The following is a 23,676-nucleotide window of genomic DNA, read 5'->3' as shown; positions in this document are numbered from 1 at the left end:
CAGCATCCCCACCGGTTTCGGCGGGGATGTCGTGGACGGCATCGTCGCCATCGTGCTGTTCGCGATCGTCGGCCTGGTGCTGATGTTCATCGGGTTCTACGCGATCGACTTCACCACACCGGGCAAGCTGTCCGAGCTCGTGCGCACCGGCAAGCCCAACGCGGTGATCGTGACCGCCTCCGGCATGTTGTCGATGGCGTTCATCATCGTGGTGGCGATCGCCTCGGCGGACACGCACGCGACCGGCCTGCTCACGGCGTTGATCTACGGCTTGATCGGCATCGTCGCCCAGGTGCTCGCGGTGCGGCTGCTGGAGTGGATCACCCGGCTCGACGTCGCCCGCACCATCGAGGAGGAGCGCTTCGCCCCGGCGAGCGTCGTCGTCGCCGCGGTGCACCTCGCCCTGGGCCTGATCGTCGCGGTCGCCATCTCCTAGTGGCGGGTGTCGCGGTCGTCGGCGGCGGCGCGATCGGCGGCTGGCTGGCCGCCGGGCTCGCCCACGCCGGGCACGACGTGGCGCTGTGCGTGCGGACCCCGGTCGACCGGCTCTTCGTCGACGACGTCGAGGTCCCGGTGCGGATCACGGCCGACCCGGCCGACGTCGAGCCGGTGCCGTGGGTGCTGCTGGCGACCAAGGCGCAGGACACCGCGGGAGCCCAGCCGTGGCTGGACCGCCTGCTCGACGACGACTCGACGGTCGTCGTGGTGCAGAACGGCATCGACCACGAGGAGCGCATGCAGGCGCCGTCCGTGCTGCCGGCCTTGGCCTACGTGGCGGTGGAACGGGTCGAGCCCGACCGGATCCGCACGCACACGCCGGGCTGGCTCGAGGTGCCGGACACGGCGCTCGGCACGGCGTTCGCCACGCTCGCCGGATCCGGCATGCGGGTCGACCTCGCGGCCGACTTCCGCACCAACGCGTGGCGCAAGCTCTACGCGAACTCCGCCGCCAACCCGCTCGGCGCGCTGACGCTGAGCCGCATGGGCCGGTTGCGCACCGGCGAGCTGCGTGACCTGGCCGCCCGCGTGCTGCACGAGACGGTCGAGGTCAGCGTGGCCGACGGCGCCGCGGTCGACCCGGACGCCGAGGTGGCGCGGATCCTCGAGCGCTGGAGCCAGATGGACCCGGGCGGCGGCTCGTCGATGCTGTACGACCGCCTGGCCGGGCGGCCGATGGAGCACGAGTACATCACCGGCGCGGTCGTGCGCTACGCGGACAAGCACGGCCACCCTGCGCCGCTGAACCGCACCCTGCTGACGTTGCTGCGCGCCCTCGACCAGAGTCGTTGAGCTGCCAAGCTGCCTCCTCCTTGTTTGGCTCCCTCGCCTGCCTGCTGCGTGGCCACGGATGTCAATCTACCGGCGTTGACCTGGGGTAACAGCCGCTCACGGCAGATCTGTGGATAACTGCCCGGGTGTGGACAACTCGGTGGCAAAGCAGGATGCAAAGCGGTTGGAAGCGGCGGATAGGCTCAATGCCGTGATTGACCTGAAGACTCTGCGGGATGACCCCGACGCCGTTCGCCGTTCGCAGCGCATGCGCGGCGAGGACGAGCGTTCCGTCGACCGGTTGCTGGCCGCCGACGAGCGGCGCCGGTCCGCGGTTTCCAGGTTCGACACGTTGCGTGCCGAGCAGAAGCAGTTCGGCAAGCAGGTCGGCAAGGCCCGCGGCGAGGAGCGGGAGGCGCTGCTGGCCAAGGGCAAGGAGCTCTCGGCCGAGGTCAAGGCCGCGGATGCCGAGCAGCAGGCCGCGGAGGCCGAGCTGCTCGAGGCTCACATGGCCGTGCCCAACGTCGTGCAGGAGGGCGCGCCCGCCGGCGGCGAGGACGACTACGTGGTGCTCGAGCACCACGGCGAGCCGCCCACGTTCGACTTCGAGCCCGCCGACCACCTCGACCTCGGCGTGAAGCTGGGCGCGCTCGACATGGAGCGCGGCGCCAAGGTTTCCGGCTCGCGCTTCTACTTCCTGACCGGCGTCGGCGCGCAGTTGCAGCTGGCCCTGCTGAACATGGCCGCCGCGCAGGCGACCGCGGCCGGGTTCCAGCTGATGATCCCGCCGGTCCTCGTGCGCCCGGAGATCATGGGCGGCACCGGCTTCCTCGGCGCGCACGCGGCCGAGGTCTACCGGCTGGCTGAGGACGACCTCTACCTGGTCGGCACGTCGGAGGTGCCGCTCGCCGGCTACCACGCCGACGAGATCCTCGACCTGGAGCGCGGCCCGAAGCGCTACGCGGGCTGGTCGACGTGCTTCCGCCGCGAAGCCGGTTCCTACGGCAAGGACACCCGCGGCATCATCCGCGTCCACCAGTTCGACAAGATCGAGATGTTCGTCTTCTGCAAGCCGGAGGACGCCGACGCCGAGCACCAGCGCCTGCTCGCCTGGGAACGCGAGATGCTCGACAAGATCGAGGTGCCCTACCGCGTCATCGACACAGCGGCCGGCGACCTCGGCTCCAGCGCGGCCCGCAAGTTCGACTGCGAGGCCTGGGTGCCGACGCAGCAGGCCTATCGCGAGCTGACCTCGACGTCGAACTGCACCACGTTCCAGGCGCGCCGCCTCGGCGTCCGCTACCGCGACGAGCAGGGCCGCCCGCAGACCGCGGCCACGCTCAACGGCACGCTCGCGACCACCCGCTGGATCGTCGCCCTCCTGGAGAACCACCAGCAGGCCGACGGTTCCGTGCGCGTCCCCGAGGCCATGCGCCCGTTCCTCGGCATGGACGTGCTGCAGCCGCGGTAGCGGTAACGACCCGGTCGCCGGCAGTGATAGGCCGAGCGACCGGGTGGCAAACAATGCCGCCCTGGAGAAGGGGGGCATGCGTGAACCTGCGAAGAATCGTTGGCGCGGCATTATCCGGGGTGGTGCTCGCGGGCTCGGCGTCCGTGCTCGTCGCGCCCGCCGCGAGTGCCACCAGCGAGCACCTGTCGACCACGGCCGAGTCCTACGTGGATTCCGCGGCGCCGAGCAGCGCGCTCGAACCGGACTGGGACACAGACCTGCCCGTCGGTGCCCGGGTGATCGACGGCATGACCCACCTGTCGAAGTCCTACGTCACGTTCGACCTCTCCGGTGTGACCGGCGTGCCGATCGCGTCGGCCCGGCTCACCGCCGCCGAGCAGTCGGTCGCGAACTGCAAGAAGAACCGCGCGAGCACGCAGGCGTGGCTCACCGGCACCGCGACGGCGCCGACCTGGGACACCCAGCCCGCCGAGCTGGTGAAACTGCCGACGCCCGTCGTGTACGACACCTGCACGCGCGGGTCGCTGGCGTGGAACGCGACGACGGCGCTGCGCCAGGCGATCCGGGACGGCCGCACGTCGGTGACGTTCGTGCTGCGGCTGCCCGACACGCAGCAGGCCGACCCGGCCTTCGCGCGCTCCTACAGCCAGGTGAGCCTCGACGTCGACACCGACCAGCCGCCGGACACGGCGACCTACCTGTCGGTCGGCGGCCGGCACTGCGGCCCCGACCCCGTCTACGTGGACACGCTCAACCCGCCGATGAGCGGCAACACCACGGACCCGGAGTACGACACGCTCGCCGTGCGGTTCGAGTGGTGGCCGACCGCGCACCCCGCCCAGAAGCAGCACCTCGACCTGACCGGTGTCTCCGCCGGCGGCGAGACCGAGACGTACTTCCCGGCGGATCTCGTCGAGAACACCCAGTACACGTGGCACATGCGCGTCAGCGACGCCTACAACGCCGGCCAGTGGAGCGCGAACTGCTCCTTCATCCCCGACGTGACCCGACCATCGGTCGCGCCGGTGGTCAGCTCGACCGACTACCCGAGGGAGTCGACCGGCCCGGGCCACGGCGGCAGCGGCATCCCCGGCACCTTCACGTTCACCGCCAACGGCGTCCCGGATGTGGTCGGCTACGGGTGGCAGTTCGACCAGATGAGCGGGTTCGTGGACGCGCCACAACCGGGCGCCCCGGTCACGCTCCAGCTCACGCCCAACGCGTCCGGCCCGACCCAGCTCCTCGTGTACAGCTACGACCGGGCGGGTCAACGGTCGCCTGCGGCCGACTACCGCTTCTGGGTCACCGACAACAGCCCGACGGTGTCGTGCAGCCCGCAGTCGGCCTTCGTCGGGCAGCCGAGGCAGTGCACCGTGACGCCCGGGTCGTCCGGCGTCACCGGCTACGTCTACACGCTCGACTACGGCAACCCCGACGTGCCGGTGCCCGCGAACCCGGACGGCACGGCGGCGTTCACGTTCACCCCGAGGTCGACCAGCGACGGTCACACCCACGTGTACGTGCGCGCCACGCTCGACGACGGCAGGCGGTCCGACCCGGCCGAGGTCGTGCTCGACACCGACGGCGGCGAGCCCACCGTCGACGTGCCCCCGCCACCGGTGGCGTTCGGCGCGCCCGTGCAGATCACGATGCACGCGAAGCTGCCGGACTCGCGGACGTTCACCTACGAGTGGAACTACGAAGGCGAGCACACCATCCCCGTCGGCCCGGACGGCACGGCCACGATCACGGTGCAGCCCAACGGATCCGGCTACTTCTACCTCTTCGTGCACACCACCGACGGGTCCGGGCTGCAGTCGTGGACGGCCACCGCGCAGGTGCAGGTGGCGAGAACCGGCCGACGGTGACCAGCACGACGTACCCCGGTGAGTACGGCGGCGCAACCGGCGTCGAGGGCACGTTCGTGTTCTCCTCGCCGGTGCCGGGTGCGGCGTCGTACACCTACCACTTCAACGACGACGACCCGGTGACCGTGCCCGCCGGCGCGGACGGCACGGCGTCGGTGCGGTACACGCCACCGCACCGCGACACCAACTACCTCACCGTGCAGACCACGTTCACCGACGGCACCACCTCGGAGGAACTGTTCTGGTCGTTCATGGTCAACGGCAACGGGCCGCAGGTGGAGTGCACCCCGTCCGAGGTGCCGGCTGGTGGCGAGTTCACCTGCACGCTCGCGCCCGTGCAGGTCGGCGCGCAGTCCTACCTGTACCAGTGGGGTGACGGCCCGGAGCAGGCGTTGCCGATGGGCTCGGACCGCACGGCGACGATCACGCTGACGATGCCGGCCGACGTCGACTACGCCCAGACGCTGAGCACGTGGAGCGTCGACGGCTCGGGTGCGCGGTCCGATGTGGACTACACGTCGATCTACCGGACCGGCTTCGCGGCGAGCCCGCGTGGCACCCGGATGACGTAGCGGTGGTCACCGCCTGCTCGGTTCGCTCCGGCGGCTGAGCAGGCGGTCCAACGCGGTCGCCCCGGCGGCCAGCGCCACGAAGAACACGGCGATCAGCACGCAGTTGACGCTGACCTTCCCGTACCCGTTCGCGACCACGTCGATGAACGGGTACGGGTACCAGTCCAGGAACGCGCCGCGGATCAGCGTGAAAGCCAGCCACGCCAAGGGAAACACGGTCGACCAGGCGGCGACCGCCGGCGTCAGTGTCCTGTGTGGACCGAACGCGAGCCAGCCGAGCACGCACAACACCGGCACGAGGCCGTGCAACATGAAATCGGCGAACGCCGTCCAGCCGTGCAGGTCGTGCAACCCGGCGAGCGCTACCCGGAACACCACGAACGTCACGGTGATGCACAGCAGCCCGTCCAGCCGGAACACGCGGAACGCCGTCGACCCGCCATCGAGGCGCAGGGCCAGCATCGCGCACGTCACCCCGACGATGATGTTGGACTGGATGGTGAAGTAGGCGAACACGTTCAGCGTTCGGCTGGTCGTGTCCGGGAAGAACCCGCCGGACGTGTTCGCGGTGACGAAGAGCTGGGTGACCAGCCCGATCAGCACGGCAAGGGCGGTCAACGCGAAGCACACGCGCGCGGCACGATCTCTCACGAGCGGGAGGTTACGCGCGGCGAGGCCGCTCCCGCGGCGGCGGAAGCGGCCTCGTCAGGGTGATTCAGCGCTCCTTGAGGTGATCCACGACCTTCAGCGCGGTGAACGCGCCGCCCGGGCCGCCGAGGTACTGGAACGTCTTGGCGTCGAAGATCAGCTCCACATGACCCGGGCCGGATCCCCAGATGAGGCCGATGCCTTCCCGGCCCGCGAAGTCACGCTCGTGCGGGCGCACGGTGACCGGCCGGCCGCCAACGCTGGTGGTCTTCAGCGCCCGGAACACGGCCGCCTTCAATTGCGGCGACAGCAGGTTGCCTGCGACGAGACGACTGGCCGGCTTGATGAAGTTGGCCTCGTTGACCGGGCCGCCCGGCCACTCGCGGTGGATCACGAACCGCATGGTCTCCGCGACGGACTTCGGGTTCGCCGCGACGTACCGCGAGGCGAACACGCAGGGCCCATCGGCGGGCTTGGTCCCGCAGGCGGGGGTCGGCCCGGTCTTGCCCATCGCGTTCGGGATCGTCTGGATCATGTAGCCGGGGCGCTTACCATCGGCCGCGGTCCAGGTTTCCCAGTAGCCGTTGGCCGCCTGGAGCCGCAGGTAGATGTACTGGTCGGGCCGCGGTGCGACGACCGGCTCGGCGAGGGCCGCCTCGGCGGCGTAGTCCAGCACTGCCGCCGCCGTCAGCACCTTGGGCGCCTGGACCGTGGGCGGCGGGGTCGGCGCGGCGTCCGGGCCGCGGGGCGTGCCGGACAGGCCCACGACCAGGGCCACGGCGGCTGCGGCGGCCACACCGACCGAAGTCACCCCGACGAGCCGGAACCGGCGCCTGCGGCGTGGCTCGATCTCGGTCATCAGCTTGGCGCGGACGTCGGCGAGCTGGGCCGCGTCGGGCAGCGGGGCGTCGTCCGCGAGGTCGCGGATCAGGGTCATCTCATCCATGGGAAGTCTCCTCGAAAGCTGGGGCCAGGGCGTCGCGGACTTGCTTGCGCGCCCGGTGCAAGCGCGATCGGACGGTGCCGACGGGGATGTCGAGCGCGGCGGCGACCTCGTCGTAGCTGAGGTCCTCCCACGCGATCAGCAGCAGCACGTCGCGGTCGCCCTGGGCCAGCGCCTGCAGTGCGGCACCCACCTGACCCCTCAGCAGGCGGGCGCTGCTGCTGGCGATCGCCCGGTCGTCGGGCCCTTCGACCGGCAGGTCGGGCAGGGCGACGGCGTGCAGCCGGTACCGCCGGGCCTCGTCGCGGTGGTGCTGGCCGACCACGTGGGTCGCCATGCCGTAGAGCCACGGCCGGGCGTTGGCGCGGTCGACGCGGTAGGTGCCGCGCCTGCGGAACGCTGCGGCGAAGGTCTCGCCGAGCAGGTCGTCGGCGTGCTGGGGCCCGACGCGTCGGGCCAGGTAGCGGTGGATGTGGGGTGCGTGCCGGTCGAAGATCGCCGCGAACTCCTCCGGGGCGGTCAGCGACCGGGCGATGATCGACGCATCGTCCGGTGGTGGATGCGCGGGTTCGGTCATCGGGTGACCTCTCGTCGTCGGACTGTCACCCGTTATCCGCGTTATCCCCGAATCGAGTTCGCGATGTGCTTGGCGATCTCCAGCGCGCAGGTCGCGGCCGGTGAGGGCGCGTTCAGCACGTGCACCTGGCGCGGCGCCTGCTGGATGAGGAAGTCCTGCACCAGCGAACCGTCGGCCGCAAGCGCTTGCGCGCGCACCCCGGAGCCGGCCGGCACGATGTCGGCCGGCTCGATCTTCGGCACCAGCCGGGCCAGGTCGGCGGCGAACCGCTTGCGGGAGAGCGAGCGCACCACCTCGTCGACGCCGGTGCGCAGGTAGCGCTTGGCCAGGCGCCAGGTACCCGGGAAGCGGGCGACCTCGGCGACGTCGTGCGCGGAGAAGTCGCGCCAGCGGTACCCCTCGCGGCGCAGCGCGAGCACGGCGTTCGGGCCGGCGTGCACCGAGCCGTCGAGCATGCGGGTCAGGTGCACGCCGAGGAACGGCAGCGACGCGTCCGGCACCGGGTAGATCAGCCCGCGGACCAGGTGGCGGCGGTCCTCGCGCAGCTCGTAGTACTCGCCGCGGAACGGCACGATCGACGCTTCCGGCACCAGGCCGGCCATGCGCGCGACCCGGTCGCTGTGCAGCCCGGCGCAGTTGACCAGCAGGTCGGCCTGCAGGACGACGTCGCCGGTGGCCACCTCGACGTGGTTGCCGGTGGTCCGGATGGCCCGTGCGGCCGTGTTCAACCGCAGGTCGGCGCCCTGTTCGGCCAGCTCGAGGGCCATCTCCTGGCAGATGGCGGGGAAGTCGATGATCGCCGTCGACTCGACCCGCAGGGCGGCTACGCAGGACACCTCGGGCTCGTACTCGCGGGCCTCGACGGGGTCGATCAGCCGCGCGGGCACCCCGTTGGCCTCGGCGCGACTGGCGAGCACCCACAACGCGGGCAGCTCGTCGTCGGTGGTGGCCACGACCAGCTTCCCGCACACCTCGACCGGGACGTCGTGGGCCACCGCGTAGTCCACAATGGACTTGTTGCCGGCCACGGACATGGTCGCCTTGGCCGAGCCGGGCGGGTAGTACAGCCCGGCGTGCACGACGTTGGAGTTGTGGCCGGTCTGGTGCACGGCCCAGCGGTCCTCCTTCTCCAGCACGGAAACCCGATCGCCGCGCCGGACCAGCTCGCGCGCGACCGCGAGCCCGAGGATGCCGCCACCAACCACCACCACACGCTGCACGGGTCAGAGCCTACGATGGGCCGCTGTCGAACCTTGGAGGATTCTCGTGCGCGCGTTGGTCACGGGTGGTGCCGGATTCATCGGATCGACGCTGGTCGACCGGTTGCTGGCCGACGGTCACGACGTCTGCTGCGTGGACAATCTTTCGCGTGGGCGCACCGACAACCTGGCGTCGGCACGCGAGTCGGCCCGCTTCGTGTTGAACGAGACCGACATCAACGACCCGGCGCTGGCCGACGTGGTCGCCGGGTTCGCGCCCGAGGTCGTCTTCCACCTGGCGGCGCAGATCGACGTGCGGGCCAGCGTCGCCGACCCCATGGACGACGCGCGCCGCAACGTGCTGGGCACCATCGCCGTCGCGGAGGCCGCCCGCAAGGCAGGCGTGCGGAAGGTGTTGTTCGCCTCGTCGGGTGGTTCGATCTACGGCACCCCGACCGAGCTCCCGGTGTCGGAAAGCGTCCCGATCAACCCGATGTCGCCCTATGCCGCGAGCAAGGTGTCGGGCGAGGTGTACCTGAACACCTACCGCCAGCTGTACGGCCTCGAGTGCACGCACCTGGCGCTGGCGAACGTCTACGGCCCCCGCCAGGACCCGCACGGCGAGGCCGGCGTGGTGGCGATCTTCGCCGGTGCCCTCCTGGCCGGCCGCCCGACCAAGCTGTTCGGCGACGGCGGCAACACGCGGGACTACGTGTACGTCGGCGATGTGGTGTCCGCTTTCATCGCGGCCTCCGGCTCGGCGGGCGACGGCCGCCGGTTCAACATCGGGACCGGGGTCCAGACGTCGGACCGCGAGCTCCACAGCCTGGTGGCCGCGGCGGCCAACGCCCCCGATGAGCCGGAAATGGCCCCGGCCCGCCTCGGTGACCTGCGCGCGTCGGCGTTGGACGTGTCGGCGGCGCGGGCCGAACTGGGCTGGACCCCCGAAGTGGACGTCGCCGAAGGCGTCCGCCGCACGGTCGACTACTTCCGCAAACTCGCCTGACTAGATCCGGTGGACCACCGGGTCCAGGACGGCGACGAGCCTGTCGTACTTCCCGGTGTGGAAGCAGTGTTCCGACGCGGCCATGTTCGCCTCTCGATCCAGAGCTGACCAATCGAGGCGATAGCCGGCCGACGCACACAGCTGCCGGAGGAACGCCCGCAGCGTGCGTCCATTGCCCTCCCGGAACGGGTGCCGGGCATTGATCTCGCCGTAGTAGTAGGCGAGCCGTTCGAGGACGCTTGCGCGCGACCGCCCGATGAGCCAGCGATCGCGGTCCAGCTCAGCCAGCACCGAGGACATCTGGTCCGCGACGAAGTGCGGAGGCATCGATGGTCGCCAGAACCTGCGCGTCGGTGATGTTGAGCTTGTTCCGCAAGCAGCCGTTCGGGAGGCTATAAGGATCTTTGCGCTTTGCCTCGTTCAGGCACTTGGACCGATCCGCCGGATCTCGGCCGCAATCACGTCGTCGACCGACGCTTCACCGGTGGCAATCCTCCGCAGGGTTTCCTGCCAGTCGTCGTCGAGTTCCTGGCCTTCGATCGCGGCGTTGGCCGCGGCATGGGAGACCGCGGTGTCCGGGTCCGAGAGCTGCCTCGAGTAGTACGAGAGCTTGCGCGTGGTGATCGTCCCGGTCTTCGCCAGGAGGGCAGCGGCTACGTCGTCCACGGACGCCACAACTACACCTCCTGCCCCCCCGGGTTCGATCACCACGATACCGGAAAACGGCAGGTAGCGACCCTCGGCGCGCTAGTTGTGGAGGGCGTCGGCGAGGGTGGGGTAGGTGGGCAAGTCGTCCAGGCGGGCGATTCTGACCACTCGCGCCACCACCGACTCCGGCGCCACGACCAGCCTCATCCGCAATCCCCGCCGCGTGCACGCGTTCGCCACCTCGGCCAGCAAGTGCACTCCGGCAGCGGCGAAGAACCCCACGGTCGACAGGTCCACCACCACGAGCGATGGCGGCGGCAGGGAATCGACGGCCTCCCGCAGGCTCTCCCCGGCCGCGGACGACGAGACCGCGTCCAAGGCGCCGTCGATGGTGAGCACGACGGCTGCGCCGGAGGATGCGGTGACGGTGACGTGCGCGTTGCTGCTTTCCATGGTGGTCCTGTCCGAGTCAGGACCACCACGCTAGCCCGGAACCGGGCACGGCGTGAGAGGCCATCAGCTCTGGTGCAGCGTGCCGTCGTGGTCGGTATCGCCTGGTGACGGGCTTTCCGCCGACCGCAACGCGATCGCCCGGGCCAGCCGCGCGTACCGCAGCTCGAGCTCCTTGAACCGCAGGTACGTGTTGATCGTGGCGAAGCCGAAGGCGACCACCAAGCCGTACATCACGAGGTCGGCGCCGCGGCCGACGCCGACGATCTTGGCCAGGTCGGTCACCGCCCCGGGGGCGAGCACGGCCACCGCGCCGAAGATCAGGAACAGGGCGAACCCGATCTTGACGCCCGCCGCCGCGCGGGTGGTCCCGTGGTGGCGCAGGAAGAACACCAGCAGCAGCAGAACCGCCAGGATCAGCAGGAACTGGATCACAATCATGCCGTCACCGCCGAGCGTTGGTTCGGAGAACCGTGTCGAACAGGATGTTCACGCCGTTGATCAGCGACTGGCCCTTGGCCATCGAGTACTCGGTGTAGAGGATCGTCACCGGCTCCTCGGCCACCCGCCAGCCCTTGTGCGCGATCATCTCCACGATCTGCGACGCGTGCCCCATGCCGTTCAGCGTGATGTTCATGCCGTCGGCCACGGTCTTGTTGAACACCCGCAGCCCGTTGTGCGCGTCGGTCAGCTTCAGCTTGCGCAACGTCGGCGACAGGAACACCACGGTCTTCAGCACGACCCGCTTCAGCCACGGGATGTCGCCCTCGTCCCCGTGGAATCGGGTCCCGACGATGATGTCCAGTGGTTCGTCGCGCAGCCGCTGGACCATCCGCTCGACGTCCTCGACCCGGTGCTGGCCGTCCGCGTCGAACGTCGCGAAGTACTGGGCACCGGGCTGCGCGCGCGCGTATTCGATGCCGGTCTGCAGGGCCGCGCCCTGGCCCAGGTTCACGGGGTGCCGCACCAGGTGCGCACCGCCCAGCCGGACCTCGTCGGCCGAGGCGTCCTTGCTGCCGTCGTCGACGCAGACGATGTTGGGGAAGGTCTTGCGTGCCTCGCGCACCACGTCGGCGATCACGGTCGCCTCGTTGTAGACGGGTACGACCAGCCACACATCGGACTGGTTGGCCACGTCGCCTCCCACTGGGACAGGGATGAACTACCCGAAGCAGGCTACCGGCCGCCGGTCAACACCCGGTCACGCGGTACAGGCGCAACCCGTTGTGGTCGATCAACTTCTCGAACCCGGGCAGCGTCGGGTCCTGCAGGCCGGGGTAGAGCTTCTGCCGGTTGTCGGTGACCCAGAACCGGTCGTGGGCGACCACCAGGTACCCGACGTGGAGCTTCCGCACGACCTGGCACACGGCCGGGTCGGTCGACAGCGCGTTCAGCGACGTCGCCAGGAGCTTGCGGTCCCCGTTCACCGAGGTGCCCATGTGCGGGAACAGCACCTGCCGGTCGTGCAACGCGTACAGCAGCGCGCTGCCGTCCCACGGGTCGTTCGCGATCACGACGCCCGGCGGCACGACCTTCGCGACCTCGGCGAAGAACGGCAGCTCCTGCTGGTCGACGATGCTGCCGTTCGAGGTCGCCGCGCGCGCGTTGTACGGGCTGCTGATCACGCCGATGTGCTGGCGGGTGTACATGCTGCCGGTCACGGCGAGCACCACCACGAGCAGCAACGCGGGGAACGTCGCCGGGGACTTGAACGCCGGGCCGGCCACCCCGAGCTGGCGCCCGGAGGCCCACCGCGACGCGTAGCCGAAGATCCAGTCGCCGATCCGCACGACCGCGACCGCGGCCAGCACCACCCCGGTGATCGGCAGCATCGCGCCGATGCGCACCGAGTCGTTGTACCAGAAGCCGGTCAGCTTGGCCGAGAGCGGCGTGTCCTGCGACGCGTCCAGGATGAACAGGAACGCGGTCACGGCGTGCGCGAACGGCACCCACCGCAAACCCTTGGTGAACAACGCGATCACGGCGCCGATGACGACCAGCGCACCCAGGAAGTACTGCGGCGTCCACCAGTTCGTGCCGTTGATCAGCACGTCCTCGACGGCCTCGAGCCGGCCCTGGAACGCCGGCCAGTTGAAGTCCTTGACCTGCTTGACCATGGCCAGCGAGTTGATGAACTTCCAGCCGCCGTAGAGCACCACCAGGTACCCGGCGATCGCGAGGAGACCCAGCCACCACTGCCCGCGGTCGCGGTGGCGGCGCCACGCCCAGCGCAACAGGCTCGCGGTGATCGGCACCAGCGCCAGCGCACCTAGGCTGAAGACGGTGTTCGGCTGCGCGAGCACAGCCGCCGCGCCAATGGCGACGAGGACGGGAATCGACCGGACCCGGCCGATCGCGTCGTCTCTGGCGATGCCGACGAGCGCGCACAGCGCCGCGAGCCCGGCCGGCACCATGGCCAAGCCGAACGCGTTGGGCCACAGCACGCCGAAGTTGAACAAGCCCCACGGGAAGGCGGTGAACCCGAGGCTCAGCACCGCGGTCACCGTCATGGCGATGGGCCGGCAGCCGAAGAGCTGGCGGGCCAGTGCGACGCAGCCGAGCGGCCACATCAACGCCAGCGTCACCACGACGGTCGCGTTCACCGCGCCCATCACGCCCGCGCCGGTGGTCATCGACGTCAGGGCGGCCACGTCGTGGAAGCCGAGCGGGTAGAACGCGCCCGCGCCGAGCTTGGGGCTGACCGCCAGCGGCGAGCCGTTGTGCAGGTCGAGGATCGCGGCGACGCCGTTGTAGTGCAGCACCGCGTCGTAGGTCTGCTGGATGTTGTCGGGCCGGCCGAACCCGGACACCGTGCCGATGACGCCCAGCACGGCGGCGATGCCGACCCCGGCGACCGCGCACCAGGCGACCGCGCGCGGGTCCGGCCTGCGCATCACGTTGAACCGGTTGCGCAGCGTGAGGGCGACCGCGGCGATGGCCGCGACCAGCACGACGATCGGGATCAGCGCGGTGACCGGCGTGAAGCCGAGCCCCGCCGCGCCCAGCAGGATCGCCGACACGGAGATGGCCGCGGCGGACATCGTGGGGGCGAGGCCCCAGCAGATGACGCCGCGCAGGCCCATCGCGTAGCCGACGGCCAGCCCCGGCAGCAGCAGCCACGCGGCGGCGACCAGCACGGCCGGCACGAAGCTCAACCAGGACACTGTGCTCCTTCGATCCGGGGGCGAGGCAACGGTAGTCCGCGCCTGGTGGGTGGTCAGCCGCGGGCGGGCACGGCGTCGAGATCGAGCCGGTAGACCGTGACGTGCCCCGACTGGTACGCGACGCTCATCCCCGGCAACCCGGCCACGTTCTGCAGCCCGGGCGCCACCGTGTACCGCGACTGGCCGACCCAGCTGGTCGGGCTCGCGGCGATCATCGGGGCGTGCGTGTCGACGTACACCCACGTGATGTCGTGCTCGTGCAGCATCTGCCGGATCCCCGGGTCCTGCGGGTAGGTGTTGAACTTCGCCAGCAGGGCCACCGTGTACGGCGTCGAGCCCGCGCCCATCGACGTGACGTTGACGATCGGCATCCCGTATTCGACGTAGGCCAGGGTCGACCCGTCGTTGCCGTTGTTCATGATCATCTCGCCGGGCCGCACGTGGTCGTGCAGCCACCGCACCGCGTCGTAGTCGGACTGGTCGTAGCGGTCGAACTCCGGCTTGCTGTATCGGCTGGCCAGCGCGTCGACGTTGCGCTGGGCGTAGCCGCGCAGCACGAAACCGCCGAACGCGAGACCCACCAGCACCACCGCGGCCAGCACCGCGATCGGCGCGAGCCGCCACGACCGCAGCAGGTGCAGCGCCGCGGCCGTGACGAGCACGACCGCGACGCCGATCAACGCGGGGAGCACCACGTAGGTGTGCGCGTTGAGCCGGTTGAACACGCGGTAGAAGGCGGTGCCGAACACATCGCCCACGATGCTGTTGGGCGCGAGCTGGAACAGGACGTTCACCACGACCCAGAACGCCCACATGACCAGCGCTGGCCAGCCGCGTCGGAACACGGCCACCACGATCGCCGCGGCCACCGCGAGCGCTCCGATGACGAGCTGGCGCAGCTGGTTGCTGGGGTCGAGGTAGCCGCTGTAGGCCAGGGCGACGGTCTTGTTCAGCGCCATCCCGAACGACTGCGGCGGGATGTCGGCGGTGCCCCGTCCGATGCCGGATCCCTTGGCCAGCAACCAGATCGCCGCGGCGGCGGCCACCACGGCGGCGACGCCGGCGGGGATGAGCAGGGGTGGCGCCAGCTCACGCAGCCGTTGCCGTCCGGCCGGGCTGAGGAGCAGGCCGACGAGGGCGGCTCCGCCGGTGAACGCCAGCGACGCGATGGCGCTCGGGTGCACCGCGATCACCCCGGCGGCCGCGAGCGACAGGGCGAAGACCGCCGACCACTGCCGCCTGCGGGTGGTGAGCACCGCCGCGACGATGCCCGGCACGAGCACGATCGAGATGGCCTGCGGCAGCACGCCGCTGTCGTGGGCGAAGGCGATCGCGGGCCGGTACAGCACGGCCGCGATCACGGCCGCGATGCCGCCCGCGAGGTAGGTCCAGCCCTTGTTGCGCCCGGCCGTGCGGCACACGGCGGCGGCGAGCGCGGCGGCCGACAGCGGCCACGCGATCGCGAGCGCCACCACGGTCGCCACGTTCATGCCGGTCATCGGGGCGGCCCCGGTGAGGTCGGCGATGACGGCGGAGAGCTGCGCGAAACCGGGTGGGTAGAACGAGACGGGCTTGCCGGTGACCACGTTCAGCGGCTCGATCTGCCACGGCGCCGCTTTGCCGGAGAAGTGGACGTACGCGGCGAGCACGCTGTGCGTGATCGTGTCGTGTTCCTGGGTGGGGGTGGCCCACGTGCCGCCCAGACCCCGGTACCAGGTGCGCACGCTGAGCCCGATCGCGCCGAGCATCGCCACCACGCCGATCGTGGTGGTGGCGCGCAGCGTGCCGCCGGTCAGCGATCCGGGCGAATCGTGGGGCGGCTCGGGTTCGTCCTCCGCCGGGGCCGGCGACCTGCGCCTGCGCAGCACGAGGCGGATCCCGTAGGTCGCGGCGAGCAGGACGACCAGCACCCCGGCCACCGTGTAGGCGGAGAAGCGCAGCCCGGTCGCCCCGGTCACGCACGAGGCCAGCACGAGGACGCCGAACGTCATCGGCGCCGCCATCCCCGCGAACCACAGCTTGTCCCGCACACCCAGCACCAGCAGCACGGCCAGGCCCGGGACGAACAGGGCGACCGTCCCGGCGAACAGCTGGTATCCCTGGGTCAACATGCGGTTCCTTACCTCGGGGGATGACCGGCGGGCTGCGGGCTGGTCGCGGGCATCGCGCTCAGGTCCAGCCGGTAGATGGTGACGTGCCCGGACTTGAACGCCACGCTCATCCCCGGCAGCCCCGCGATGTCGTTGAGGCCGGGCGCGAGCGTGTAGTACTCGGCGCCGACCCAGCTGCGCTGGTCGGCCAGGATGATCGGTGCCCACGAGTCGACGTAGACCCAGGTGACGTTGTAGTCGCGCAGGATGCGCTGGATCTCCCCGTCGGTCGGGTACTGGTTGAACCGGGACAGCAGCGTGACGGTCTGCGGCACCAGGAACTGCTGGCCCATCGAGGACGTGTTGACCAGCGGCAACCCGAACTCGACGTAGGCGAGCGTCGACCCGTCGTTGGCGTTGTTCATGATCACTTCGCCGGGCTTGACGTGCTGGTGCAGCCAGTCGACGGCGACGAAGTCCGACATGTCGTACCGGTTGATGTCCGGCTTCGTGTAGCGCGAGGTCAGGGCCTCGGTGTTGCGGTCGGCGTAGCCGCTCAACGTGGTGGAGAACAGCACGGCGGTCGCGACGACCACCGCGGCCAGCGTGGCGATCGGCGCGAACCGCCAGAACTTCGCCAGCCCGGCCAGTGCCGCCGCGACCATCGCGCCGCCGACCCCGATCACGGCCGGGATCAGCAGGAACATGTTCACTTCCAGGCGCAGGAAGCCCTGGTAGTAGAACGCGCCGAGAGTCCGCGAGATGACGTTGGTCGGCGCGAGCTGGAACAGCATGACGACGCCGACCCACGCGAGGTAGGCGGTCAGGATCGGCCAGCCGCGGCGCAGCACGATGACCGCCAGCGCGCCGAGGATGGTGATCATCCCGAGGGTCAGCTGGCGCAATGCGCCGGTGGGGTCGAAGAACCCGCCGTAGGTCAGGTCGAAGGTGTTGTCCAGCGCCTGGCGCAGGGTCTGCACCTCGATGTCCGGCGGGTGGTCGGAGACCGAGCCGCCCTGCGAGGCCGACCCGGAGATCACCGGCAACAGCAGGATGACGGCGAACCCGAGCGTGACCAGCAGCGGCAGGACCACCTCGGCGAACCGGGCGCGGCCCGCGCGGGTGACCAGGAGCCCGATCGCGGCCCCGGCCACCGTGACACCGATCGGGACGATCGTGCTGGAGTGCGCGCTGATGGTCCCGGCCAGCGCGATGCCGATCAGCACGCCGCCGGCCCAGTGCCGCCGCCGGACCGTGAGCATCGCCGCGATCAACCCGGGGACCAGCACGGATGCGACGGCCTGCGGGTAGACGCCGCCGTCGTGCGGGAGCGAGATGGTCGGCTTGTAGATGACGGCGGCGATGAGCCCGGCAAGCCCGGCGGCGACGTACGTCCAGCCCGGTCCCCGGTCGGTCAGGCGGACGACGGCAGCGGCCAGGGCGCCCGCGGTCAGCGGCCAGACGATGGCCAGCACGACGATCGTCGCCAGGTTCATCCCGACCAGCGGGTGCCCGCCGGTGACGTCGGTGATGACAGCCGAGAGCTGCGGGAACCCGGGTGGGTAGAACGCGACGGGCTGGCCGGTGAGGACGTTGGCGGGGGCGAGCTGCCAGGGGGCGGCGCGGCCGGTGAAGTGGATGTAGGCGGTGAGGACCGAGTGGGTGATGGGGTCGTGTTCCTGGGTCGGGGTGGCCCAGGCGCCCATGCTCGTGCGCCAGGTGACGTAGGCGGTGACGATGCCCGCGAGCATGAGCAAAGCGCCGACGACCTGCGCGAGCCGGACCGTGGCGGTGGCCTTCGGCGGCGGGTCGTAGGCGGGGGGTTTCACGGACAGGCGCCGGATGGTGAACCCGATGCCCACGGCCAGCGCGGTGACCACGAGGACGGCGTAGGCGGTGAACGGGATGCGCGTCAGCCCGGTGAGGACCGAGGTGATGAGGATGAGGCCGAAGGTGATGGGAGCGGCAAGCGCCGCCCACCACAGTTTGTCCCGGATGCCGAGGGCGATGAGGAGCGCGAGGCCGGGGACGAGGACGACGAGAACAGCAGCGATCAGCTGAAGCGACTCGATCACGACGTCCCTAGGTGGAGATGGAGGAGGGTTTCGGCCGATCGAGTGTATGGGGGTTGCCGGGTGCGCCTAGCGCTGGGCCAGGAACGCCGCCCAGGTCGAGCGGGGGAAGTCGATCGTGGGGCCCGAGGTGTTCTTGGAGTCGCGAACAGCCACGCGCCGCTCAGGCCACCCGACCTCGACGCAGTTGCCGGTTCCGGTGAAACTGCTTGTGCGCCACACGAGCGGCTCAGGTGAGGTCATAGTGATCGTCTCCATCCGCATACAGCTCAACCGCGACCTGGGAAATGAGCTCTCGCGATTGTCCCACATCGAGCGCGTTGCCTGCTAGCGAAGCAATGATCTGACGGTAAGCGGTGGATTCTTCTTGCTTCTCCAAGAACAAGCTCGAAGTGTCTGATTCCAGGTAGATCACAGGGTGGAAATCCGCGAACTCCAAAAACATGAATGAGCCACAAAATGCAGCGTGTGCGCCAAGCTCTGCTGGGAGCACACGGATCGTGATGTTCAGACGAACCGACAGCTGCAACAGCTTGTGCAACTGCGCGGACATAACCGCGGGCCCGCCCACGGGCAGCCGTAGCACGAACTCGTGGAGATAGAAGGTGAAGTTTCGCGAGCCCGGAGCACTGAGCAGGGCCTGCCGGGCCAGGCGAATGGCAACGCGCTCTTGAATCTCCGACCTCGGCACGTTCGGGAGGGCCGTGATCACGGCTGTCGCATACTCATCCGTCTGAAGGAGCCCCGGTACTCCCACTCCTTCATAGTTGATCAGCTCGACGGCCAGGTTCTCGTGCTCGACCAGTTCCGCCACCTCCTTGGGGAGGTGCGAGCCGTGCTGCCGGAGTAGGCCTTGGGTGCTCTGGTCGCGAGCGAGGCTGAGCAGGCGGTTGCGTTCTTCGCCATGCACCCGGCACAAGGCCAGCAGCGCGGCTGTGTCCACTTCGGACCCTGGCCGCTTGCCGGAGAGCATCCGGGAGATCTTGCTCTCGTCCCAGTCCAGTTGGTGTGCCGCGGCCTTGCCGGTCAACCGGGCGTTGGCCATGGCTCGGCGCAATCCTTCGCCGAGGACTCTGCCGCGGATGGTGGGTTCGCGATCCTGCATGAGGTCAGTAAACCGATTGTCCCACCTGTCAATGTGAGTTTGCCACCGGATTGGGCTATCGAATGTCCCGCGTGGCACCCATTGTCATCATCCTATGAACATTGAAATCGATGGCATGAGCGAGGCCATCTTCGCCACCCTCGACGAACTCGAAAGCCGCGCAGGCGACGTAGCGCGCGCTAGAGAGCTGGTGCCGAATCTCGTTTCCATCATTCGCACCCTCGTCGCCGAGCACGACCACCCCGACAGCCTCACCTGCCGCACGTGCCGCCAGCTCTGGCCCTGCCCGACCCTCACCACCGCCGCCCACCTGGTCGCCTAGAACCAGCGCTCCAGGACCTGGGCGACCCCGTCCTCCGCGTTCGAGGCCGTCACCTCGTCGGCGGCGGCCAGCGCCTCCGGGTGGGCGTTGGCCATCGCGACCCCTTGGCCCGCCCACTTCAACATCGGCACGTCGTTGGGCATGTCGCCGAACGCGATCACGTCCGCCGGATCGACCTCGAGCCGTGCAGCGGCGTCCGCCAGGCCCGTCGCCTTGGTCACGCCGGGCGCGGACACCTCGATCAGGCCCCGGCCCGTCGAGAACGTGATGTCGAAGGCCTCGCCCAGCACCTCGCGGGCGATCGCGGCCATCTCGTCGCTGGTCATGTCGTGGTGGCGGACCAGCAGCTTCACCGCGGGCCGGCCGGTGACCTCGGCGCGCGGCACGTTGTGGTTCTCGCGGTTGCCCCACGGGTTCGAATACGACAACTCCGTGACGAACGGCACGTCGTCGCCGCCGGTCGCGGGGTCGCCCACCGCGATCCGCTCGGCGGCCAGCGACATGTCCGGCAGCACCGGCTCGAGCGCGTGCGCGATGTCGCCCAGTTGCAGGGGGTCCAGACCATGCACCCGCACCACCCGGTCGGCCGCGATGTCGTAGAGCACCGCACCGTTCGCGCAGACGGCGTACCCGGTGAGCTGGGCGGGCACGGCCACCGGCGGGATCCACCGGGGCGGCCGGCCCGTGGCCAGCACGAACGGCACCTCGGCGGCCTCGACACGCCGGAGCACGTCGAAGGTCCGGTCCGAAAGCGCTTCCATCGGGCCGAGCAAGGTGCCGTCGACGTCGGACGCAACGAGTCTTGGTCTCTGCACGTGCCCATCATCCCTGACGGGTGACGGCGATTCTTACCCCAAAGGTGTAGGCACATGTGCGACCGCCCACTACCGTGCACGCGTGCGTGTCGGCATCGTGATACTCCCGGAACACCGCTGGTGGGCCGCTGAGCCCAAATGGCAAGCGGTCGAGTCTTACGGCTTCGACCACGCCTGGACCATGGACCACCTGGGCTGGCGGTCCTTGGTGGACGGTCCGTGGTTCGGTGCCGTGCCAACGCTCACGGCCGCCGCCATGGTCACCGAGCGGATCAACCTCGGCACTTTCGTTGCCTCACCCAATTTCCGCCACCCCGTGCCGTTCGCGCGGGAGCTGACCGCGTTGGACGACATCAGCGACGGCCGGTTCATCCTCGGCGTGGGTGCCGGTGGCGCAACGGGTTACGACAACACCGTGATGGGTTCGCCGGAACTTACGGCGGGCCAGCGCGCCGCGCGGTTCGGCGAGTTCGTCGAGGTGCTCGACCAACTGCTCACTTTGGACCGGACGACGTTCCACGGCGAGTACTACACAGTGGACGAAGCGCGGTCCGCGCCCGGCTGCGTGCAGCGACCGCGCCTTCCTTTCGTGGTCGCCGCGAACGGCGCGAAGACCATGAAGATCGCCGCCCGCTTCGGCACCGGCTGGGCCACCACCGGCGGCGCGTGGGGCGCCGACGTGACCATGGACGACTGGTGGCGCTCGGTCGGCGAGGCTTCGGAGAAGTTCACCGACGCGTTGATCGAGGTCGGCCAGCCCCGCCGCCCGGCCCGCTTCCTCCAACTCGACGCGGCGCCGGAGTACCCCCTGGCCTCGGTGGAGGCTTTCCGCGACGCACTCGGCCGCGCGGCCGAACACGGCTTCACCGACGTCGTCGCCCCCTGGCCCCGCGACGACGGGATCTTCGCCGGCGCCGAGCAGGTCCTGGAGGACATCGCCGCCGACGTCCTGCCCGAGCTGGCCGGGCGCTGACCGGGCCGATGTCGTTCGCGCGGGAGCACCCCGCGTTGACATGATGCGCACATGCGCGCCGGAATCGTGATCCTCCCCGAACACCGCTGGTCCGAGGCCAGGCCCCGCTGGCAGGCGGCCGAGTCCTACGGCTTCGCCCACGCCTGGACCTACGACCACCTCGGCTGGCGGACGCTGGTCGACGGCCCGTGGTTCGACGCGATCCCCACGCTGACCTCGGCCGCCCTGGTCACCTCGACCATCCGGCTCGGCACGTACGTGGCGTCGCCGAACTTCCGGCACCCGGTCACGCTGGCCCGCCAGCTGCTGACCCTCGACGACGTCTCGAACGGCCGGTTCACCCTCGGCATCGGGTCCGGTGGCGGGGGCATCGGCGGCTACGACAGCGTGGTGCTCGGCAACCCGGAACCCACGCCGAAGGTGCGCCAGGCACGCTTCGAGGAGTTCGTTGAACTCACCGATGCCTTGCTGCGCAACGAGATCACCAACTACCGCGGCGACTTCTACGCGGCGGTCGACGCGCGCAGCGCGCCCGGGTGCGTGCAGCAGCCGCGCATCCCGTTCCTGATCGCGGCCAACGGCCCGAAGGCGATGCGGCTCGCCGCGCGGTTCGGTCAGGCGTGGGTGACCACCGGTGGCGAGGCCGACGACTACGAGAGCTGGTGGCGGAGCATCGCGGGGCTGGTCGAGCGGTTCAACGAGCTGGGGGCCGACATCGACCGGTTCCTGAGCCTGGACGGGCCGGTGTTCTCGCTGTCCAGCGTGGCCGTGTTCGAGGACATGGCCGGCCGGGCCCGCGAGCTCGGGTTCACCGACGTGATCACCCACTGGCCGCGGCCCGATGGCGTCTACGCGGGCCGCGAGGACGTCCTGGAACGCGTCGCCGCGGACGTTTTGCCCCACCTCTGAAACCGAACCGGGCGCGGCTGCGTCCCTTGGACGTGCGCGCTCTCATCGTGGTGCTGGGGTTGTTGTCGCTGGTCGCCGGGTGCACCAGCGACCCGGCGCCGCCGAGCGCACCACCCAGCGCGCCGGTGGCGCACCCGCCCGCGCCCCGCGTGCCCGACCGCGATGAGAAGGCCGTGCTGGGCACGTTGGTCAACCTCGACCCGTGCCTGCTGGCCGGTTTCGGTGACGCCCACCGCCGCAGCCCGCACATGTGCATCGTCGACCTGCCCGACCATTCGAGCGTCCACGTCACCGTGGCCGATCGCTATCCCCGCGCCGGGCGGTTCGCGGGCGGGAAGAAGGAGATCGGCGGGGCGACCGTCGACGGGATCTCCGTGCTCACCTCGGACCTCTGCCGGGCCGAGGTGCCGGTCAGCTTCGACTACGCCATCACCATCGACCTGTTGCCCTACCCGAGCCGCCGCGGGTGCAAGGCGAACGACATCGACAAGTACGCGGCGAAGGTCGTCGGGAACCTGCGGAAGCTGACCACGGTGCAGCACCCGGCCAACCGGCCCGACCTGAGCAAGGAGGCGTGCACGGTGCTGGAGAACGCCGTGGCGACGGTCGGCACGAAGATCGCCGAGGGCCCGTCCAACATCCGCACCACCATCGACGACTGCTACGCGTCGGGGCTCTACGGGGGCGGCATGACGATCTTCTCGATGCTGATCGAGCCGGGACCGCCGGACGGCGGCTGGGGCACGAAGTGGGCGACCGTCGCGGGCAAGACGATCTACTACAAGGGCGACGGCGATTGCCGGTGGACGTGGAGCCAGGGCACCTACTCCGGCGACCACAACCGGCTGATGACGTTGTCGGTCGACGACTGCAAGGGCACCAAGGCGCAGATGACCGCGGTGCTGGGCGCGTTGATCAAGGAACTCGAGAAGCCGCAGGTCCCGGGCACCGTGGCACGCCTGACCTACCGGCCGGACGAGCCCGACGAGCCGAACCCGGGCGCCTGCGTGGACTACCCGCAGGACGAGTGCGAGCCCTACCAGCCGACTCCGCTGCCCGCGAACGTCACCGTGGCCGCGCGGACCGACGGGCACGTCCTCTGCGCGGCGACGCTCGACGCGGTCAACGCACGGTTCCCGGGCATGCGGCCGGTCACGGACCAGTTGGGGTGCTCCTACGTGCGGCCGGATCACGCCGTTCAGCTGGACTTCCGGGTCTGGGGGAATCCGTCGGCGGCCCTCGATCCGTCGGTCTCCCGCAAGGTCGCCGTGGCCGGGCACCCCGGCGTGTACGCCGAGACACGCGCGGAACGCCAGCCGCCGCAGACCTCGGTGTGCGTCGACCCCGGCAAGCAGGACCCGAAGACGTCGCAGCCCTACTACTGGTGCGTGGTGGCGACGTTCCGCGTGCCGCGCAACACGGACGGCAAGGCTGACCCCAGCCGCCAGACCGAACTCGAACCGCTGATGGCCGAGGTGGCCAAGCACTTCTGACGGCCCGGCCGGTGCCGCCTGCGGCCGGTCTTGCCGTCAAGTACCTGGCCTGACGCAGAGCAGGCCAGGCGCGCCGGTACCC

The 23,676-nt window shown here is 70.1% G+C and carries 25 protein-coding genes; 10 read left to right on the top strand and 15 right to left on the bottom strand.

The window, feature by feature from the left end; genetic code table 11:
* The first annotated feature begins 4 nt into the window (after positions 1 to 4).
* The 5 genes from EV186_RS04840 (at position 5) to EV186_RS04820 (ending at position 5,180) form a co-directional block, all read left to right on the top strand.
* On the top strand, positions 5 to 436 hold the full coding sequence (locus EV186_RS04840; protein WP_243753922.1) for a DUF350 domain-containing protein: 432 nt from the start codon (positions 5 to 7) through the stop codon (positions 434 to 436).
* Positions 436 to 1,290 carry a 2-dehydropantoate 2-reductase gene (locus EV186_RS04835; RefSeq protein WP_166659019.1) on the top strand — a complete coding sequence of 285 codons (855 nt, stop codon included), beginning with the start codon at positions 436 to 438 and terminating at the stop codon, positions 1,288 to 1,290. The genes EV186_RS04840 and EV186_RS04835 overlap by 1 nt, the downstream gene beginning before the upstream one ends.
* A gap of 190 nt (positions 1,291 to 1,480) precedes the next feature.
* Entirely contained in the window at positions 1,481 to 2,740 is a 1,260-nt protein-coding gene (gene serS, locus EV186_RS04830; protein WP_133847842.1) for a serine--tRNA ligase, read from the top strand.
* 80 nt (positions 2,741 to 2,820) lie between these two features.
* Positions 2,821 to 4,608, top strand: a complete 1,788-nt coding sequence (locus tag EV186_RS04825; RefSeq protein WP_133847841.1) for a hypothetical protein — start codon at positions 2,821 to 2,823, stop codon at positions 4,606 to 4,608.
* Positions 4,605 to 5,180, top strand: a complete 576-nt coding sequence (locus EV186_RS04820; RefSeq protein WP_133847840.1) for a hypothetical protein — start codon at positions 4,605 to 4,607, stop codon at positions 5,178 to 5,180. Before EV186_RS04825 ends, EV186_RS04820 begins: the two co-directional genes overlap by 4 nt.
* Positions 5,181 to 5,186: 6 nt before the next feature.
* Here the strand turns inward: EV186_RS04820 and EV186_RS04815 are convergent, their stop codons facing one another.
* The 4 genes from EV186_RS04815 to lhgO all read right to left on the bottom strand — a co-directional run bounded on the left by EV186_RS04815 (position 5,187) and on the right by lhgO (position 8,568).
* Positions 5,187 to 5,831 (bottom strand): Pr6Pr family membrane protein, encoded by a 645-nt coding sequence (locus EV186_RS04815; RefSeq protein WP_133847839.1) that lies wholly within the window; start codon positions 5,829 to 5,831, stop codon positions 5,187 to 5,189.
* Positions 5,832 to 5,895: 64 nt separating this feature from the next.
* Entirely contained in the window at positions 5,896 to 6,774 is an 879-nt protein-coding gene (locus tag EV186_RS04810) for a CU044_5270 family protein (RefSeq protein WP_133847838.1), read from the bottom strand.
* Positions 6,767 to 7,348: an RNA polymerase sigma factor gene (locus EV186_RS04805; RefSeq protein ID WP_133847837.1), complete on the bottom strand. Its 582-nt coding sequence runs from the start codon at positions 7,346 to 7,348 to the stop codon at positions 6,767 to 6,769. Before EV186_RS04805 ends, EV186_RS04810 begins: the two co-directional genes overlap by 8 nt.
* A gap of 41 nt (positions 7,349 to 7,389) precedes the next feature.
* Positions 7,390 to 8,568, bottom strand: a complete 1,179-nt coding sequence (lhgO, locus tag EV186_RS04800) for an L-2-hydroxyglutarate oxidase (protein WP_133847836.1) — start codon at positions 8,566 to 8,568, stop codon at positions 7,390 to 7,392.
* A 46-nt stretch (positions 8,569 to 8,614) separates the two neighbouring features.
* Here lhgO and EV186_RS04795 point away from each other — a divergent pair, with 46 nt between their 5' ends.
* Positions 8,615 to 9,553, top strand: a complete 939-nt coding sequence (locus EV186_RS04795; RefSeq protein ID WP_133847835.1) for an NAD-dependent epimerase/dehydratase family protein — start codon at positions 8,615 to 8,617, stop codon at positions 9,551 to 9,553.
* Here the strand turns inward: EV186_RS04795 and EV186_RS04790 are convergent, their stop codons facing one another.
* The 10 genes from EV186_RS04790 to EV186_RS04745 form a co-directional block, all read right to left on the bottom strand.
* The gene (locus EV186_RS04790; RefSeq protein WP_133847834.1) at positions 9,554 to 9,880 is read right to left on the bottom strand and encodes a Fic family protein; all 327 of its coding nucleotides are present in this window, start codon (positions 9,878 to 9,880) and stop codon (positions 9,554 to 9,556) included.
* Positions 9,881 to 9,973: 93 nt separating this feature from the next.
* Positions 9,974 to 10,228, bottom strand: a complete 255-nt coding sequence (locus EV186_RS04785) for a hypothetical protein (RefSeq protein ID WP_133847833.1) — start codon at positions 10,226 to 10,228, stop codon at positions 9,974 to 9,976.
* 72 nt (positions 10,229 to 10,300) lie between these two features.
* Positions 10,301 to 10,654 (bottom strand): STAS domain-containing protein, encoded by a 354-nt coding sequence (locus tag EV186_RS04780; RefSeq protein WP_133847832.1) that lies wholly within the window; start codon positions 10,652 to 10,654, stop codon positions 10,301 to 10,303.
* Between the two features lie 63 nt (positions 10,655 to 10,717).
* Positions 10,718 to 11,092 carry a DUF2304 domain-containing protein gene (locus tag EV186_RS04775; RefSeq protein ID WP_133847831.1) on the bottom strand — a complete coding sequence of 125 codons (375 nt, stop codon included), beginning with the start codon at positions 11,090 to 11,092 and terminating at the stop codon, positions 10,718 to 10,720.
* 4 nt (positions 11,093 to 11,096) lie between these two features.
* Complete coding sequence (locus EV186_RS04770; RefSeq protein ID WP_133847830.1) at positions 11,097 to 11,786, bottom strand: glycosyltransferase family 2 protein; 690 nt, start codon at positions 11,784 to 11,786, stop codon at positions 11,097 to 11,099.
* A 55-nt stretch (positions 11,787 to 11,841) separates the two neighbouring features.
* Complete coding sequence (locus EV186_RS04765; protein ID WP_133847829.1) at positions 11,842 to 13,815, bottom strand: DUF6541 family protein; 1,974 nt, start codon at positions 13,813 to 13,815, stop codon at positions 11,842 to 11,844.
* Positions 13,816 to 13,868: 53 nt separating this feature from the next.
* Positions 13,869 to 15,926 carry a DUF6541 family protein gene (locus EV186_RS04760; RefSeq protein ID WP_133847828.1) on the bottom strand — a complete coding sequence of 686 codons (2,058 nt, stop codon included), beginning with the start codon at positions 15,924 to 15,926 and terminating at the stop codon, positions 13,869 to 13,871.
* An 8-nt stretch (positions 15,927 to 15,934) separates the two neighbouring features.
* The gene (locus tag EV186_RS04755; protein ID WP_133847827.1) at positions 15,935 to 17,980 is read right to left on the bottom strand and encodes a DUF6541 family protein; all 2,046 of its coding nucleotides are present in this window, start codon (positions 17,978 to 17,980) and stop codon (positions 15,935 to 15,937) included.
* Positions 17,981 to 18,046: 66 nt separating this feature from the next.
* Positions 18,047 to 18,220 carry a DUF397 domain-containing protein gene (locus tag EV186_RS04750; RefSeq protein WP_133847826.1) on the bottom strand — a complete coding sequence of 58 codons (174 nt, stop codon included), beginning with the start codon at positions 18,218 to 18,220 and terminating at the stop codon, positions 18,047 to 18,049.
* The gene (locus tag EV186_RS04745; protein WP_133847825.1) at positions 18,207 to 19,082 is read right to left on the bottom strand and encodes a helix-turn-helix domain-containing protein; all 876 of its coding nucleotides are present in this window, start codon (positions 19,080 to 19,082) and stop codon (positions 18,207 to 18,209) included. Before EV186_RS04745 ends, EV186_RS04750 begins: the two co-directional genes overlap by 14 nt.
* A gap of 94 nt (positions 19,083 to 19,176) precedes the next feature.
* Between EV186_RS04745 and EV186_RS04740 the strand changes: the two genes are divergently transcribed.
* The gene (locus EV186_RS04740) at positions 19,177 to 19,404 is read left to right on the top strand and encodes a hypothetical protein (RefSeq protein ID WP_133847824.1); all 228 of its coding nucleotides are present in this window, start codon (positions 19,177 to 19,179) and stop codon (positions 19,402 to 19,404) included.
* Here the strand turns inward: EV186_RS04740 and EV186_RS04735 are convergent.
* Positions 19,401 to 20,219 carry an HAD family hydrolase gene (locus tag EV186_RS04735; protein ID WP_133847823.1) on the bottom strand — a complete coding sequence of 273 codons (819 nt, stop codon included), beginning with the start codon at positions 20,217 to 20,219 and terminating at the stop codon, positions 19,401 to 19,403. The genes EV186_RS04740 and EV186_RS04735 overlap by 4 nt on opposite strands.
* Before the next feature lie 82 nt (positions 20,220 to 20,301).
* Between EV186_RS04735 and EV186_RS04730 the strand changes: the two genes are divergently transcribed.
* The 3 genes from EV186_RS04730 to EV186_RS04720 are packed head-to-tail and all read left to right on the top strand — an operon-like array spanning position 20,302 to position 23,594.
* Complete coding sequence (locus tag EV186_RS04730) at positions 20,302 to 21,192, top strand: LLM class flavin-dependent oxidoreductase (protein WP_133847822.1); 891 nt, start codon at positions 20,302 to 20,304, stop codon at positions 21,190 to 21,192.
* Positions 21,193 to 21,243: 51 nt separating this feature from the next.
* Positions 21,244 to 22,101 carry an LLM class flavin-dependent oxidoreductase gene (locus EV186_RS04725; protein WP_133847821.1) on the top strand — a complete coding sequence of 286 codons (858 nt, stop codon included), beginning with the start codon at positions 21,244 to 21,246 and terminating at the stop codon, positions 22,099 to 22,101.
* 26 nt (positions 22,102 to 22,127) lie between these two features.
* On the top strand, positions 22,128 to 23,594 hold the full coding sequence (locus tag EV186_RS04720) for a hypothetical protein (RefSeq protein ID WP_133847820.1): 1,467 nt from the start codon (positions 22,128 to 22,130) through the stop codon (positions 23,592 to 23,594).
* Positions 23,595 to 23,676 lie beyond the last annotated feature (82 nt).

The organism is Labedaea rhizosphaerae, assembly GCF_004362825.1.
GTDB lineage: Bacteria > Actinomycetota > Actinomycetes > Mycobacteriales > Pseudonocardiaceae > Labedaea > Labedaea rhizosphaerae.
Note: the sequence above shows the minus strand (reverse complement) of the source record. Positions and strands in the feature narration are given on the sequence as shown.

Coding starts and splice junctions, on each gene's coding strand:
- EV186_RS04810 (WP_133847838.1), bottom strand. CDS start 6,774: ATGGATGAGATGACCCTGATCCGCGACCTCGCGGACGACGCCCCGCTG.
- EV186_RS04805 (WP_133847837.1), bottom strand. CDS start 7,348: ATGACCGAACCCGCGCATCCACCACCGGACGATGCGTCGATCATCGCC.
- EV186_RS04790 (WP_133847834.1), bottom strand. CDS start 9,880: ATGCCTCCGCACTTCGTCGCGGACCAGATGTCCTCGGTGCTGGCTGAG.
- EV186_RS04780 (WP_133847832.1), bottom strand. CDS start 10,654: ATGGAAAGCAGCAACGCGCACGTCACCGTCACCGCATCCTCCGGCGCA.
- EV186_RS04775 (WP_133847831.1), bottom strand. CDS start 11,092: ATGATTGTGATCCAGTTCCTGCTGATCCTGGCGGTTCTGCTGCTGCTG.
- EV186_RS04760 (WP_133847828.1), bottom strand. CDS start 15,926: ATGTTGACCCAGGGATACCAGCTGTTCGCCGGGACGGTCGCCCTGTTC.
- EV186_RS04750 (WP_133847826.1), bottom strand. CDS start 18,220: ATGACCTCACCTGAGCCGCTCGTGTGGCGCACAAGCAGTTTCACCGGA.
- EV186_RS04745 (WP_133847825.1), bottom strand. CDS start 19,082: ATGCAGGATCGCGAACCCACCATCCGCGGCAGAGTCCTCGGCGAAGGA.
- EV186_RS04740 (WP_133847824.1), top strand. CDS start 19,177: ATGAACATTGAAATCGATGGCATGAGCGAGGCCATCTTCGCCACCCTC.
- EV186_RS04725 (WP_133847821.1), top strand. CDS start 21,244: ATGCGCGCCGGAATCGTGATCCTCCCCGAACACCGCTGGTCCGAGGCC.